The organism is Streptomyces xantholiticus (genome assembly GCF_014651015.1).
In the GTDB taxonomy this organism is placed as follows: Bacteria; Actinomycetota; Actinomycetes; order Streptomycetales; family Streptomycetaceae; genus Streptomyces; species Streptomyces xantholiticus.
In genome coordinates this window covers 37,641-51,944 of sequence record NZ_BMWB01000001.1, presented here as the reverse complement: position 1 = coordinate 51,944, position 14,304 = coordinate 37,641, and the positions used below count along the sequence as shown (strand labels likewise).

At 71.7% G+C, this 14,304-nt stretch carries 17 protein-coding genes and 1 pseudogene; 13 read left to right on the top strand and 5 right to left on the bottom strand.

What is annotated here, in order from left to right:
* Window positions 1–91: 91 nt before the first annotated feature.
* Window positions 92–637 carry a tellurite resistance TerB family protein gene (locus IE198_RS00265; protein WP_189882713.1) on the bottom strand — a complete coding sequence of 182 codons (546 nt, stop codon included), beginning with the start codon at window positions 635–637 and terminating at the stop codon, window positions 92–94.
* Window positions 638–882: 245 nt separating this feature from the next.
* On the opposite strand from IE198_RS00265, the gene IE198_RS00260 reads away from it, so the two are divergent.
* Entirely contained in the window at window positions 883–1,128 is a 246-nt protein-coding gene (locus IE198_RS00260; RefSeq protein WP_189881420.1) for a WhiB family transcriptional regulator, read from the top strand.
* 363 nt (window positions 1,129–1,491) lie between these two features.
* Here IE198_RS00260 and IE198_RS00255 read toward each other — a convergent pair whose 3' ends face one another.
* Both IE198_RS00255 and IE198_RS00250 read right to left on the bottom strand, forming a co-directional pair.
* Window positions 1,492–1,845: a PRC-barrel domain containing protein gene (locus tag IE198_RS00255; protein ID WP_229833650.1), complete on the bottom strand. Its 354-nt coding sequence runs from the start codon at window positions 1,843–1,845 to the stop codon at window positions 1,492–1,494.
* Between the two features lie 139 nt (window positions 1,846–1,984).
* Window positions 1,985–2,284, bottom strand: a complete 300-nt coding sequence (locus IE198_RS00250) for a hypothetical protein (RefSeq protein WP_189881416.1) — start codon at window positions 2,282–2,284, stop codon at window positions 1,985–1,987.
* A gap of 460 nt (window positions 2,285–2,744) precedes the next feature.
* Between IE198_RS00250 and IE198_RS00245 the strand changes: the two genes are divergently transcribed.
* Complete coding sequence (locus tag IE198_RS00245; protein ID WP_100111556.1) at window positions 2,745–2,888, top strand: CsbD family protein; 144 nt, start codon at window positions 2,745–2,747, stop codon at window positions 2,886–2,888.
* Between the two features lie 119 nt (window positions 2,889–3,007).
* Here the strand turns inward: IE198_RS00245 and IE198_RS00240 are convergent, their stop codons facing one another.
* Entirely contained in the window at window positions 3,008–3,964 is a 957-nt protein-coding gene (locus IE198_RS00240) for an aldo/keto reductase (RefSeq protein WP_229833649.1), read from the bottom strand.
* A 205-nt stretch (window positions 3,965–4,169) separates the two neighbouring features.
* Here IE198_RS00240 and IE198_RS00235 point away from each other — a divergent pair, with 205 nt between their 5' ends.
* Window positions 4,170–4,400: a DUF6296 family protein gene (locus IE198_RS00235; protein ID WP_189881414.1), complete on the top strand. Its 231-nt coding sequence runs from the start codon at window positions 4,170–4,172 to the stop codon at window positions 4,398–4,400.
* 62 nt (window positions 4,401–4,462) lie between these two features.
* Here the strand turns inward: IE198_RS00235 and IE198_RS00230 are convergent, their stop codons facing one another.
* Complete coding sequence (locus IE198_RS00230) at window positions 4,463–4,822, bottom strand: hypothetical protein (RefSeq protein WP_189881412.1); 360 nt, start codon at window positions 4,820–4,822, stop codon at window positions 4,463–4,465.
* A 300-nt stretch (window positions 4,823–5,122) separates the two neighbouring features.
* Between IE198_RS00230 and IE198_RS00225 the strand changes: the two genes are divergently transcribed.
* The 10 genes and pseudogenes from IE198_RS00225 to IE198_RS00180 form a co-directional block, all read left to right on the top strand.
* Window positions 5,123–5,524, top strand: coding sequence for a hypothetical protein (locus IE198_RS00225; protein WP_189881410.1), 402 nt, complete (start codon window positions 5,123–5,125; stop codon window positions 5,522–5,524).
* A gap of 291 nt (window positions 5,525–5,815) precedes the next feature.
* A complete protein-coding gene (locus IE198_RS00220; RefSeq protein WP_189881408.1) occupies window positions 5,816–6,316 on the top strand; it encodes a metallophosphoesterase family protein in 501 nt (166 codons plus the stop codon).
* 430 nt (window positions 6,317–6,746) lie between these two features.
* Complete coding sequence (locus IE198_RS36495; protein WP_189881406.1) at window positions 6,747–8,213, top strand: cellulase family glycosylhydrolase; 1,467 nt, start codon at window positions 6,747–6,749, stop codon at window positions 8,211–8,213.
* 76 nt (window positions 8,214–8,289) lie between these two features.
* Window positions 8,290–8,445, top strand: a complete 156-nt coding sequence (locus IE198_RS36490) for a hypothetical protein (protein ID WP_373299726.1) — start codon at window positions 8,290–8,292, stop codon at window positions 8,443–8,445.
* Window positions 8,446–8,740: 295 nt separating this feature from the next.
* On the top strand, window positions 8,741–9,487 hold the full coding sequence (locus IE198_RS00205) for a PIG-L deacetylase family protein (protein ID WP_189881404.1): 747 nt from the start codon (window positions 8,741–8,743) through the stop codon (window positions 9,485–9,487).
* Window positions 9,488–9,547: 60 nt separating this feature from the next.
* On the top strand, window positions 9,548–10,171 hold the full coding sequence (locus tag IE198_RS00200) for a helix-turn-helix domain-containing protein (protein ID WP_189881402.1): 624 nt from the start codon (window positions 9,548–9,550) through the stop codon (window positions 10,169–10,171).
* A 77-nt stretch (window positions 10,172–10,248) separates the two neighbouring features.
* A complete protein-coding gene (locus IE198_RS00195) occupies window positions 10,249–11,217 on the top strand; it encodes an NADPH:quinone oxidoreductase family protein (RefSeq protein WP_189881400.1) in 969 nt (322 codons plus the stop codon).
* Window positions 11,214–12,401, top strand: a complete 1,188-nt coding sequence (locus IE198_RS00190) for an acyl-CoA dehydrogenase family protein (protein ID WP_189881398.1) — start codon at window positions 11,214–11,216, stop codon at window positions 12,399–12,401. The genes IE198_RS00195 and IE198_RS00190 overlap by 4 nt, the downstream gene beginning before the upstream one ends.
* Window positions 12,398–13,471 carry an acyl-CoA dehydrogenase family protein gene (locus IE198_RS00185; RefSeq protein WP_189881396.1) on the top strand — a complete coding sequence of 358 codons (1,074 nt, stop codon included), beginning with the start codon at window positions 12,398–12,400 and terminating at the stop codon, window positions 13,469–13,471. The genes IE198_RS00190 and IE198_RS00185 overlap by 4 nt, the downstream gene beginning before the upstream one ends.
* A gap of 164 nt (window positions 13,472–13,635) precedes the next feature.
* Window positions 13,636–14,189, top strand: a pseudogene (locus IE198_RS00180) (ATP-binding cassette domain-containing protein); the annotation flags it as partial.
* Between the last annotated feature and the right edge of the window lie 115 nt (window positions 14,190–14,304).

Genomic DNA, 14,304 nt, shown 5'->3' with positions numbered 1-14,304 from the left:
GCCCCGTCGCTGACCGCCCATGGCGTCGATGCGCGCCGGTGCTCGCGGGACTCCTGACGAGACCGCGGGCACCGGCGACAGCGGCGTGCTGTCAGATGCCGAACTCCGTGGGGGACAGGCCCAGCGCGGCGCAGGCCTCCCGGATGACCTCCAGCTCCGCCGGCTCGACATAGCCGTCCGCACCGGCGATGACGATGCCGGTCTGGACGACGGCCCTCGCCTCCGTCGGCTTCTTCGCGGCCTTGGCGATCTCCTGCATCACTCCCGCCTTGCCCAGCAGGAAGTTGGCCGAGAGCTGGTCGGCATGCTTGTTGAACCGCTGGCGCAACTGGTCCGCGGGGAAGTTCTGCAGGACGTCGTTGGTGAGGATCAGCGACTCCACGTGCTGCCGCTCCGCCGCGTCCACATGCCCGTCGGCTGCCGCCACCAGCGCGCACATGGCCATGCTCGCGTCCCTGAAGGCACCGCTCTTCAACTCCGCCTTCAAAGAAGTGAGTTGCGACTTCAACGTGTTCACCAGCTGGGCACGCGAGCCGCCGGCGGAGTGCGAGCCGGGCCCGTGACCGCCCGTGCTCCGGGTGCCCTGGGCCTGCTGCAGACTCTTGGCCTGGTCCTTGATCCGGTCCCACATTGCCACTGGTGCCACCTCGGCTTCTGTTCATGTCGCTCGGGTCGTTCTGCGCGCCGCACGGCGCTCACCCAGCCAACGCGCGGACGACGTCGCGCGTTCCGGGCACGGGACCCGAACGGCCGCACCTGTCGTGACGCCCCGCTCGGGGAACCTGCCGACCGCCCCGTTTCAACGCCCGTGTGGCGGCCACCCGAACAGGACGTGCACATCAACCGCCGACACCCGGCGCCACTCACGATTGCGAGGCAGACATGGACGACTGGCGTGACGAAGCGGCATGCCGCGACGAGGACCCCGACCTCTTCTTCCCCATCGGCACCTCCGGACCGGCCCTGCTGCAGGAGGCGGAGGCCAAAGCCGTCTGCGACCGCTGTACGGTACGCGAGCCGTGTCTGCGCTGGGCCATGGAAACCGGACAGGACCTCGGCGTCTGGGGCGGCACGAGCGAGACCGAGCGGCGCAAGCTCAAGCGGCGTGCCGCCCGCCGGAGCCGCTGACGCCGGCCGCCGGGCCGGGCGGCGAGACGTTCCGGGCAGTGCCCTGTGCCCCGGCCGCCGCCGTGGCTGACGGCTGAGCATGTGGCCCCCGGCGCGTGGTCCGGCATCCGTGTGCCGTCCTGAACGCCCTCATCCGCGCCGAGGCCGCGCGTGGTGCCGCACCGAAGGACTTCGTCAGCTCGTCGGAGACGGCCGGCACCGGCCGCGAGGGGCCGACCCCGAGCCCCGTTCCGAGCGCCCGGCCACCGACGGCAAAGGCGCCTACCGGCTCGGGACAGCCCCCCGTACGGCCGCGGTGGGCCGCGCCCGTCGAACCGTCGCCGAGGGCACAGGACGGGCGGCTCGGCGCGTGGGGAAGACCGGTCACAGGGGTGGATCCGAGACGTCGAGCCCCGCGTAGTAGTGGGCGACAGCGTCCAGATAGCGGCTGTCCGTCGTCTCGCTGTCCATGTTGAACCGGGGGGCGTTCTTGATCTGGCCCTTGGTGGCGGCCACGGTGACGGTCCGCGCGGCGACGTCGATCCGCCGCACGAAACCCGCCGGGATCAGCACGCTGCGGCCGAAGACCCATGCCCCGGTATCGGCCACCAGGTGCTGCCGTCCCGCCCTGTGGGACTGCCGGTCGACATGTCCCAGCACCCCGTCGGGTGCTTCCACCGTGAAACCGGTCAGGTCCAGCGCAGGGTCGTAGCCGCTGTCGGGTGAATAGGCCCACATGCCGTGCAACGTGAATCTCCTGATCGTCGAAAGGACGCGGCGAGCCGATCCCTGCCGGAGGAGCCGTACAAGGAAGCCCGGCCGGGAAAGTGTGCCCACCGGGGGGCGGGAGATGCCGACGACAACCGGACGCGGCCCCTCAGTGGCCCGTCCCCTCCCGGGGTGCCCAGGACGGGACCACCGCCCCCGCCCCGTCGCGGACGGCCTGCACGACGGCGTCATGCAGTTCCCGGCTTTCTTCTTCCGAAGGGCATGGAGTGGGGCTGCCCGCCATCGTGAACCAATCGGTCGCGCCCGTGTACTGCAGGGCGACCTGGGCAGTGCCATCGGCCCATGTCGTATGGACGGTGAGATTGCCCGTCATGACGCCGGCCTCCACCGTGAGAGCGCCGCCACGCCCTGTGTACACATCGCGAGTTGTCCAAGACGCCCAGCTCATTTTTCCAGCGTCACACCGGGAGACCGGACGCGCTACCGACAGGCCTTTCTCGATTTCGGAACAGTGACGGCCACCCACGTCTGCCGTGGCCGCCCCGGTGACCGCTCGAGTCGTTCGCCTCGGCGCCTCAGCCGCCGACGTACCAGGTCAAGCCGCCGTGGGAGGCGGCAGAAGCGGCAGCAGGGCGCGGATCAGCAGATCGAACAAACCCGGAGCGACTCCCGCCTCGGCCAACCGTCGTTCATCGATTTCCCTTGCCGCTCGGCAAAGCGGGTTCGCCCATGCGCCTCCTGCGCCATTCCCCAGCGTCACGGAGAATCACGTTATGTGTGGCAGGTCGATTCCGGATTGTCGAGGGCGGGTTTGATCCAGGGCTCAACGGAAACACGAGAACCAGCCGAGAGACATCGAATCCAGCTTGGATGTGAATTCCGTGGCCAAGAAGAAATCCCGCGCGAAGATGGAACAGGCCAAGGGCAAGGTCAAGGAGGCGGCGGGGCGCACCGTGGGCAACGAAAGGCTCGAGGCCGAGGGCCGCGCCGAACAGGCCAAGGGAGATGCCCGACAGGCGAAGGAGAAGGCGAAGGACGTCTTCCGTCACTGACGGCGAGTCGGCCGGGCCGGGCTCAGCGGATGCTGCGCCCGGCCCGGCCTTGCCGTCGGCAGTGCACCGGACGGGGCGCGCGGGCGCGCTCACCGATCCGGCCTGATCCAGTGAAAGATCTACGGAAGCGCGGCGCCGCGGGCGGTGATCCAGAGCCGGTACCACTCCTCGTGGGTGAGCTCGGGTTCGCGCCGGGCGGCGTCGCCGCAGGCACGAATGCGTTCGGGCCGCGCGCTGCCGACGACCGGCGTGATCCGGGCCGGATGACGCTGCAGCCACCACAGCAGGACCGTCTCCGGCGTGGTGCCCTTCGCCTCTGCGAGCGAGGCGACGAGCCGCGCCGTCGCCCGCTCCGCCGGTGTCTCCTCCCGGCCCGTGTAGCGTCCCTGCGCGAGGGCGCCCCACGCCTGCAGGCGGACACCCTCCGCCCGGCAGTGCTCCAGGGTCCCGAGCGGGAAGCCGTTCGACGCGGCCTCGGCGGTGTTGACCAGCACCCCGGCCTCGAGCCAGTCCCTCCGGTGAAGGCTCATCTCGAGCTGGTTGGCGACAAGGGGGAGGCCGACGCAGTCCTGCAGGAGCGAGATCTGCGCCGCGCTCATGTTGGAGACCCCGAAGCGGCGGACCAGCCCCTGCCGGTGCAGTGACGTCAGGGCGTCGGCGATGTCCTGCGGGTCGGCCAACGGGTCCGGCCGGTGCAGCAGCAGCACGTCGAGCACGTCGGTGCGCAGACGGCCCAGGCTCTCCTCGACGCGCCGGACGATACTCGTGCCCCGCAGGTCGTACATGCCCGGCACGTCGCCGTCGGCGAGCCGGATGCCGCATTTCGTCTGCAGGACGATGCGTTCCCGCAGCCCGGGCGCGCGGGCGAGGACCTCACCGAACACCGCCTCGGACTTCCCGTGCCGGTAGATGTCGGCATGGTCGAAGGCCGTGATCCCGCTGTCGAGTGCCGCCTCGATCGCCTGCTCGGCGGCGGCGACGTCCGCCGCGCCGTGGGGCGTCGTGTCCCAGCTCCCGCCCAGGCCCATGCACCCGTAGAGCAGCCGCTCCCCACCCGTGTCCGCATTCGTCGTCACCCGGGTCACCCTTCCATGGCCGGGAGTGACCGCCCAAACGCGTATCGGCGCCGGCGGACCCGGCAGACGCCCGGGAACGGTCCGCAGGGAGAGCCACCGGCGGGCAGGACAGGCGCCGAGCCCGGAGCGGAGTGACGATGGAAGGAGGGCGCCGCACGGCCGGCACCAGCATTTCCCGGTCGGGCACAGCGCCCGGGAGGCGGTCATGGAGCAATATCCGGAGAGCTACGAGCTCATTTTTCAGGCGTCGGCCGTGGACGACGTGGTAGTGGTCCGGCGCACCGATCAGTCGGGAGCGGGCGGCAGCCCGATCTACGAGGACGAGACCGGGATAGTACGCGCCGAGATCAGCGACCGCGGCGAGGTCAGGATGCTGGCGAGCGGTGGCCACCAGGCGCATCAGCTGCCGGTGACCGCCCGGACGGAGAAGGTATGAGCAGGACGCCGTCCTGAGGGACGGGCTGTACGCCTGCCCCTGAGGGCCACTTCGCACGCCCGCTACACACGCCGGTTGCTGTAGCCGCAGATCCAGGCCAGCGCCGAGTGCACGCCGCGGACGTAGTCCCGCGTGAGGGGATCGCCCGCGGCTTCGTCCTCCCGTACCACCGCGGCGTCGATCTCCGCGGTCAGCAACTCCATGTCGGGCACTCCGTCGGCGCCGGTTCCGGTGACGGGTGAGCGGGCCTCGCGCCCCAGGGCCCAGCTGTATCCCGCCGTGACCCCGGCGCGGAACTGGGGTGGATGCCCGCGGTCGGAGAGCAGGGCGGGCAGCTCCCGCTCCACCGCCTCGGCCTCGGCGTATGCCCGTACCCCCACGGGCCGCCCTTCGTCCCGCTGTGGTTGAGGAGGTGCGGTCACTGCGTTCACCTGTCCTTCTGGCCCTCGGGGGGCTGTCTTGTCGGGCCGCTTGCGGAGGGCCGTGACGGGGCCGTCGGCGGCGGCGGGTCCCTGGCGGGTACCCGCTGTGGGCACCGATTCCACCGGAACGCCACCAATCAGCCGTTTCCCGTGCGGCGACGGGGTGCCCGGGAGGGCGCCCCGATCACTCGAAGGGCGGCGCATGTACGACGGCTGCACGGGGACATGCGATGAGTGAGTGGTGATCAGGACAGACGAACGAGGCATGAGCCGCCCCCCGTCCCCCGGCGCCCCGAAGGCATGAGCGACGCCGCGGTCGCCGCCCTGGGCGCCCTGTCGAAGGCGCTGGAGACGACGGAGCGGGCCCGCGGCCACCTGTACTCCTTCCACCAGCTGACGGGTACGGCGGACCTGCAGCTCGACGAGGCCGTGCGGCTGCTGCGCCAGGCCGGTCACAGTGCTCAGGCGGAGCGGGTCGAGCGGGACATCGTGGGCCGGAACGTGATCCCCGGGCACTGGACCTTCCAGATCGTCGAGGAGTACGACGCGACGTACTACCGGCCCTTCGCCCTGGTCGAGGAGGAGATCAGGCAGGAACTGGCCGACGGGGTGGGCCATCTCTACGAGGCGGAGATGAGGGCGGCACGCAGGACGCCTGGGCACCCGGACCACCCGATGCTGCCCGAGGACGCGCCCCCCTGACGCGGGCCGCGCGGCGGTACCCATGGAGGGCGACCACCGGGGCCTGGCGGCACGGCACACCTGCGGACCCGGGCGGCACGACACGGAGAGCGGCCCCGCCTCCGGGGGGACGAGGGCGGGGCCGCGACGCCTCACCGACGGCCGGGGGGGATGGGCCGGGCGAGCGCTCAGGCTTCAGCTGCCCGGTCCACGGCCGGGTATGCATACGACTTCGTACGGCTCGGTAACGCGCCCCCCGGGACTGCCGTGGACGGGGCTGCGCGGGGCCGCCGCACGGCGCATCGTGGTGACATGCGCCTGCTGCTGACCTCCGACACCCATGTGCCCGCCCGCGCCCGCCGACTGCCGGCGAAGCTCATGGAGTCCGTTCGCGAGGCGGACGTGGTGATCCACGCCGGCGACTGGATCGACGTCGCGACCCTGGACCTCTTCGAGTCGTGGTCCGCGCGCCTCCTCGCCGTCCACGGCAACAACGACGGGCCCGAGCTGCGGGCCCGGCTGCCGGAGGTCGCGCTGGCCGAGCTCGGCGGCGTGCGCATCGGGGTCGTCCATGAGACCGGCGCCGCCCAGGGGCGTGAACGCCGGTGCGCGGAGCGGTTTCCCGGCCTCGATGTGCTGGTGTTCGGACACAGTCACATCCCCTGGGACACCACGGCGCCGACCGGCCTGCGGCTGCTCAATCCCGGCTCGCCGACCGACCGCCGGCGACAGCCCCACTGCACCTATATGACCGCCCGGGTGGCCGGAGGGCAGCTGTCGGGGGTCGAACTGCACCGCCTGCCCCGCCGCTGAACGACGCACGGCCGGGGACCGTCACAAGGGGGTGGCTCGGCCGGTGTCGTAGACCCGCAGGGAGGGGACGCACGCCGATCCCGCCCGGCAGACCGTCACGGCCGACGCCCCGGTGATGTCCGCCGTGGTCACCACTGGTCCTCCGGACACTTCCCGGGGGCGCGGCGGCGAGCCGCCGAGGCGGAATGAGCAAGCGCTTTCCGTCTGAAGGACGGGGGCATCGGCGAACGCGGTCGAGGGAGCCCGGCCACGAGTGCGACGCGCCGCTCGGGACCCGGCCGGCGCCGGAAGAGTTCTCTTGCGTCATTTTCCCTTGCCGTGGTGCGCGTCCCTTGCTATTCCTCCGTTAGGAAAGTTTCCTTTCAATCTTCCCCGGGCCGATTCATCGGCCCCCTCCGGCCTTGTCCGCCCAGCCAACGGAGTCCCCCACATGAGACCGGCACGGTTCTGGCTACGCCCCTTCGGCAGCGCCGGCGCGCTCGGCGCCGCCCTGCTTCTCGCCCTCACCACCGCCCCCACCGCCCCCGCCGCCCCCGCGGCCACCCCGTTCACTCCGGCCGCCGCCACCTACGAGGCGGAGGACGCGACCGTCTCGCGCGGCCGGGTCGATGCGAACCACGCCGGCTTCACCGGCAGCGGCTTCGTCAACTACGACAACTCCGTCGGCAGTTACGTCCAGTGGACGGTCGACGCCGCCCGGGCCGGCCGCGTTACGCTGAAGCTGCGCTTCGCCAACGGCACTCCCGCCGACCGGCCGATGGACATCACCGTCAACGGCGCGCCGACAGTCGACGATCGGGCCATTGCGGGCACCGGCTCCTGGACCTCCTGGTCGACGGCAACCGTCACCACCGACTTGAGAGCGGGGAGCAACACCGTCAGAGCCACGGCCACCACCGCCGACGGCGGGCCGAACGTCGACCATCTGGCCGTCGACACCGCCCCCACCACCGACTCGACCCCCGTCGGCGTCAACGGACAGCTCAAGGTCTGCGGAACCAAGTTGTGCAACCAGTACGGCAAGCCCGTCCAGTTGCGGGGCATGAGCACCCACGGGCTCCAGTGGTACAGCCAGTGCGTCACCGGCGGCTCCCTCGACGCGCTCGCCACCGACTGGAAGGCCGACGTCCTGCGCATCTCGATGTACGTCCAGGAAGGCGGCTACGAGACCGACCCGCGCGGCTTCACGGACAAGGTCCACGCCATCATCGAGCAGGCAACCGCCCGCGGCCTGTACGCGATCGTCGACTGGCACATGCTCAGCCCCGGCGACCCGCACCACAACCTCCCGCGCGCGAAGACCTTCTTCACCGAGATCGCACAGCGCCATCAGAACAAGAACAACGTGCTCTACGAGATCGCCAACGAGCCCAACGGGGTGAGCTGGTCGCGGATCAAGAGCTACGCCGAGGAACTCGTCCCGGTCATCCGCAGGCAGGACCCCGACACCCCCGTCCTGGTCGGCACCCGCGCCTGGTCGTCGCTCGGTCTCTCGGAGGGCGGCGACGAGAGCGAGGTCGTGAACAACCCCGTCGACGCACCGAACGTCATGTACACCTTTCACTTCTACGCGGCCTCGCACCGGGAGGAGAACCTGAACGCGCTCGCCCGTGCCGCCGATCGGATCCCCATGTTCGTCACGGAGTTCGGCACCCAGGACTACGCGGGAGAGGGTGCCAACGACTTCGCGATGGCCCAGCGCTACCTCGACCTGATGGCAGCCAAGAAGATCAGCTGGGTCAACTGGAACTTCTCCGACGACCACCGGTCCGGCGCCGTCTTCAAGACCGGCACCTGCGCCGCAGCCGGCCCCTGGACCGGCACGTCGTCCCTCAAGGAGGCCGGTGTCTGGATCCGTGACCGGATCAGGACACCGGACGGCTTCCCGACGGGCTGACCGGTACCTGACTGCGTCCCCGCCCGGCCGCTGTGAGCCATTGGACGGGCGGGGCCGCACAGGAACAGGAGCAGCGGTGGCCGGCTACCGGCAGCCGGGAGTCGTTCTCGGCGACCACCACTTCACCGTCCCGCTCGACCACGGCGACCCGGCGGGCGAGCGGATCGAGCCCTACGGCAGGGAGGTCGCCTCCGCGTCCCACATGTCCGAGGATCGGCCCTGGCTGGTGTAGCTGGGGGGTGGCCCCGGCAACGCGGTCCGCCGCTTCGCCGGCAAGCAGGCCTGGCTCGGGCGGGCGGTGCAGGACTTGCGTGTACTCCTCCTCGACCAGCGCGCGGCACCGGACGGTGTACGTGGACACCGCCACTGCGCACCGCTCGTGCCGTGAGCGGGCTGCGGACCTGGGTCACCGACGAGTACGAGCACGACGGGGTGCGGGCGGGCGTGCCCCGGGTACTGGACCGGCTGCGGGCGCTCGCCCGGCAGGAGCTCTGACACATGATCAGCGGATCCGTATCCTGCGGGACATGACGGATCAGAAGACCGAACAGCTCCAGGAGATGCCGACCGAATGGCAGCGCGCGCTCGCGGTCGTCGCCCACCCCGACGACCTCGAGTACGGCTGCGCGGCCGCCATCGCAGGATGGACCGACCAGGGCCGCGACGTCGCCTATCTGCTGGCCACCCGGGGCGAGGCAGGGATCGACGGCATCGCCCCCGCCGAGTGTGCGCCACTGCGCGAGCGCGAGCAGCGGGCGAGTGCGGCGGTCGTCGGCGTCTCCACCGTGGAGTTCCTGGACCACAAGGACGGCGTGATCGAGTACGGGACCGCACTGCGGCGGGACATCGCCGCGGCCATCCGCCGGCACCGGCCGGAGCTGGTGATCACGCTCAACCATCGCGACACCTGGGGCGGCACCGCCTGGAACACGCCCGATCACCGCGCCGTCGGCCGGGCGACCCTCGACGCGGCCGCCGACGCGGGCAACCGCTGGATCTTTCCGGAGCTGATCTCCGAGCAGGGCCTTCAGCCGTGGGCCGGCGTGCGCTGGGTGGCCGTCGCGGGTTCGACGAGCCCGACCCACGCGGTCGACGCGGGCCCGGGGCTCGAGCGGTCCGTGGCCTCGCTGATGGAGCACCGGCTGTACATCGAGGGCCTGACGGACCAGGACCCCCAGGAGTACTGCCACACGTTCCTCACCCGCATGGCAGAGATGGCGGCGCCGCGCTTCGGCGGCCGTCCCGCCGTCGCGTTCGAGCTCTTCGGGCGCTGAGGCCTCCTCGCCAGATCGTACATATTTGACAAGGAGCGTTGCTGTTTCTGCAATGGAGGCATGAGCGACGACGGCCACCGCAGGGACGGCAACCACGACCACCACGACGACGCGCGGCTCGACGCCGTGCTGAACGAGGTCGGCCCCCGGCTCCGCAGGATCAGGCGCGAGCGGGGGGCCACTCTCGGCGCACTCTCCGAGGCGACCGGCATTTCCGTAAGCACCCTCTCCCGGCTCGAGTCCGGCGGCCGGCGCCCCAGTCTGGAACTGCTGCTGCCGATCGCCCGCGCCCATCAGGTCGCGCTGGACGAACTGGTCGGCGCACCGCCCGTCGGTGATCCGCGGGTGCGCGCCAAACCGATCGTCCGCGGTGGCCGGACCATGTACCCGCTCACTGCGCGGCCGGGCGGGCTCCAGGCGTACAAGGTGATCCACAAGGTCTTCGGCGAGACGCCGGAGCCCCGTACGCACGAGGGCTACGAGTGGCTGTACGTCCTCTCCGGTCGGCTGCGGCTGGTTCTCGGCGACCACGACGTGGTGCTCACCGCCGGGGAGGCGGCCGAGTTCGACACCCGGGTGCCGCACTGGTTCGGCTGTGCAGACGACACGCCGGTCGAGTTTCTGAGCCTGTTCGGCCCACAGGGCGAGCGGATGCACGTGCGGGCGAGGCCCAAGGGGGGTTGAGGGGGCTTCCCCGGAGGCAAGCGACCGCTTAGTATGCGGCGCAGCACAGTACTGCCCTACGTGTGGGAGGCCCCGAAATGCAGGCATGGCAAGTGCACCGCAACGGCGAGCCGAGCGAGGTGATGCGGCTCGAAGAGGTGGACCGACCCACGCCCGGCGAGGGACAGCTCCTCCTGAAGGTCCGAGCGGCGAACATCAACTTCCCCGACGCACTGCTCTGCCGCGGGCAGTACCAGGTGCGGCCGCCGCTGCCGTTCACCCCGGGCGTCGAGATCTGCGGCGAGACCGAGGACGGCCGCCGCGTCATCGCCAACCCCGTCCTGCCGGGCGGCGGACTCGCCGAGTACGTGGTCGCCGACGCGGGCGCCGTGCTCCCCGCGCCCGAGGCGCTCGACGACGCGGAGGCCGCCGCGCTGCACATCGGCTACCAGACGGGCTGGTTCGGTCTGCACCGCCGGGCCGCGCTCAAGGAGGGCGAGACCCTGCTCGTCCACGCCGCGGCCGGCGGGGTCGGCAGCGCCGCCGTACAGCTCGGCAAGGCGGCCGGAGCCCGGGTGATCGGCGTCGTCGGCGGTACGGAGAAGGCCGCCGTCGCCCGAGAAATCGGCTGCGACGTCGTCATCGACCGCCGCGCCGACGACATCGTCGCCGCCGTGAAGGAGGCGACCGGGGGACGCGGCGCGGACGTGATCTACGACCCGGTCGGCGGGGACGCGTACGCGAAGTCCGCCAAGTGCGTGGCCTTCGAGGGCCGCATCATCGTCGTCGGCTTCGCCAGCGGCGACATCCCGGCCCCGGCGCTGAACCACGCCCTGGTCAAGAACTACTCGATCATGGGCCTGCACTGGGGCCTGTACGCCACCAAGGACCCGGGCTCCATCGGCCGCTGCCACGCGACGCTCACCGAGTACGCGGCCAAGGGTCTGATCAAGCCGCTCGTCAGCGAGCGGGTCGCCTTCAAGGACGCGGCCGGCGCCGTGCAGCGCGTCGCCGACGGCACCACCACCGGCCGCCTGGTCGTCGTCCCGGACGGAGCGAATCGATGACGGACGCCGCCGAACTCCTCGGCCTCACCCGAAAGCTGCTGGCCGACCACCCGCCGGCCACCACCGACCGCACCGACTTCCTCAAGGCGCGCTTCGACGCGGGCCTGGCCTGGGTCCACTTCCCGAAGGGCCTCGGCGGACTCGACGCCCCGCGCGCCCTGCAGGCCGTCGTCGACGCCGAACTCACCGCCGCCGGCGCACCCGACAACGACCCCCGCCGCCTCGGCATCGGCCTCGGCATGGCCGCGCCGACGATCCTCAAGTACGGCTCCCAGGAGGTCAAGGAGCGCTTCCTGCGCCCCCTGTGGATCGGCGAGGAGGTGTGGTGCCAGCTGTTCAGCGAGCCCGGAGCCGGCTCCGACCTCGCGGCGCTCGGCACCCGTGCGGTCAGGGACCGGGACTCCGGCGACTGGATCGTCACCGGCCAGAAGGTGTGGACCTCCAGCGCGCACGCCGCCCGCTGGGCCATCCTGATCGCCCGCACCGACCCCGACCTGCCCAAGCACCGGGGCATCACGTACTTCGTCTGCGACATGACCGATCCCGGCGTGGAGGTCAGGCCGCTGCGCCAGATCACCGGCGAGGCGGAGTTCAACGAGGTCTTCCTGACCGGGGTGCGCATTCCCGACGCGCACCGTCTCGGCGAGGTCGGCGAGGGCTGGAAGGTCGCGCAGACCACCCTGATGAACGAGCGCGTCTCCATCGGCGGCATGCGCCTGCCCCGTGAGGGCGGCATGATCGGCCCGGTCTCCCGGACCTGGCGCGAGCGGCCCGAGCTGCGCACCCACGACCTGCACCAGCGGCTGCTCACCCTGTGGGTCGAGGCCGAGGTCGCCCGGCTCGCGGGGGAGCGGCTGCGCCAGCAGCTCGTCGCCGGCCAGCCCGGCCCCGAGGGCAGCGCCACGAAACTGGCCTTCGCCCGCCTCAACCAGGAGATCAGCGGTCTGGAAGTCGAACTGCGCGGCGAGGAAGGGCTGCTGTTCGACGACTGGACCATGCGCCGACCGGATCTGGTCGACTTCACCGGGCGGGACGCCGGCTACCGCTATCTGCGGTCCAAGGGCAACTCGATCGAGGGCGGCACCACCGAGGTACTGCTGAACATCGTCGCAGAGCGCGTCCTCGGGCTGCCCGCCGAGCCGCGCAACGACAAGGACGTCGCCTGGAAGGACCTCGCGCGATGACAGATCTGCTCTACTCGGAGACCGAGGACGACCTGCGTGCCGCCGTGCGGTCGCTCGTCGCCGCCCGGGGCGACCACGCGGCGCTCGCCGCGCGCGCCGAGGCCGGCTCCCCGCTCGACCCGCAGCTGTGGACCTCGCTCGCGGCCGAGATGGGCGCCGCCGGCCTGCTCGTACCGGAGAAGCTCGGCGGCCAGGGCGCAAGCCACCGCGAGGCCGCAGTCGTGCTGGAGGAGCTGGGCCGGGGCGTCGTCGCCGCGCCCTACCTCACCAGCTCCGTCGTGGCGACCGAGGTGCTGCTGGCGCTCGACACGGGGACGGAGGCGGTTGCCGAACTGCTGCGCGAGCTCGCGGAGGGACGGCGCACGGCCGTCGTCGTGGTGCCGCTGTCCACGGCGCCCGACGGCCCGCTGCCGGACGGCGCCGGCCGCATCACCGGTGTCGCGGACGCGGCGAGCGCCGATGTGCTGCTGGTGCTGCGGGCCGACGGCCTGTACGCGGTCGAGGCGGCGCGGGCCGTTGTCGAGCCGCTGACCCCGTTCGACCTCACCCGTCCGCTGGCGGCGGTCACCGCTCCGGACGGCGGGACGCTGCTCGCCGATGCGCCGAAGGGCGAGGCCGCGGTGCGCCGCGGTCTGCTCGCCGGGGCCGGCCTGCTTGCCTCCGAGCAACTGGGTCTCGCCGAGTGGTGCCTTGAGGAGACCGTCCGGTACACCAAGGAGCGGCACCAGTTCAACCGCCCGGTCGGTTCGTTCCAGGCGCTCAAGCACCGGATGGCGCAGTTGTGGCTCGAAGTCGTCTCGGCACGGGCGGCGGCCCGCGCCGCCGCGGACGCGCTGGCGACCGGCAGCCCCGAGGCCCCGCTCTCGGTGGCCCTCGCCCAGGCGTACTGCTCAGGGGTCGCGGTCCACGCGGCCGAGGAGTGCGTGCAACTGCACGGCGGCATCGGCATGACCTGGGAACACCCGGCCCATCTGTATCTCAAGCGGGCGAAGGCCGACGAGATCGCCCTCGGCACGCCGGGACGGCACAAGGAGGCTCTGGCCGGGATCGTCGATCTTCAGGCTCCGTAACAAACCCCGATCACGCCGCACCCTTTACATGCTGCTCAAGCGAAAGGCTTGCAACAGCAGTTGATCCCGAACAGGGTGTACGCGCATGACGGGCCGATCGATACGGGCCGCGGCCGCCACGGCCATGGCCCGTATCGAGCTTCGGCACGGCGGCCTGCTCCGACCCCGGCGGCGCCGGTGGGTCCACGGCGAAGGTCGCCGCGCCGCCGCACCGGCCCGACGCCGGCCGCGTCGTCATGGACGGCGAACCCCGTCGACGGCCGGCGCCACCGCGTGCCGCGCGAACTGCGCACAGCCGCCGGCGTGGTCTTCCAGCAGCCGCGGATGTCGGCCGACCCGCGGCTGTCGCTGTGCGAGTTGACCACCGAGCCGCTGCGCGCCACCGGCCGGAGGCGGGCCGAAGCCGCCGCCCGTACCGAGGAGCCGGCCGCCGTAGGTCTCACCTGCCAACTCCTCGGCCGGCGGCCGCGCGAGGTGAGTGACGGACAGCGGCAACGCGCCGGCCTGGCAAGGGCACCGGCACCGCGGCCGCGCCGGCTGGTCCGCGACGGGATGACGCCCATGCTCGACGCGTCGACGACGGCCGCGCTGGTGGCCGTCGTCGAGAACCACCGCCGCGAAGACGTCGCGATGACTGCTCGCGGTCGGCCACGACCAGGCCCTGCCGGACCGCCGGCGCGACCGGACCGTCCAGTGGTCGCACATCGCACCGGCGTGAACGGTCCCCCGGCCGGGTGAACTCCCGGTGCCCGTACCGCACATGACGGATGGCCGAACTCTCCCTGCCACCCTGCCCATCGCGTCCGGCCCGGCGGATACTCACCGGTGTCCCT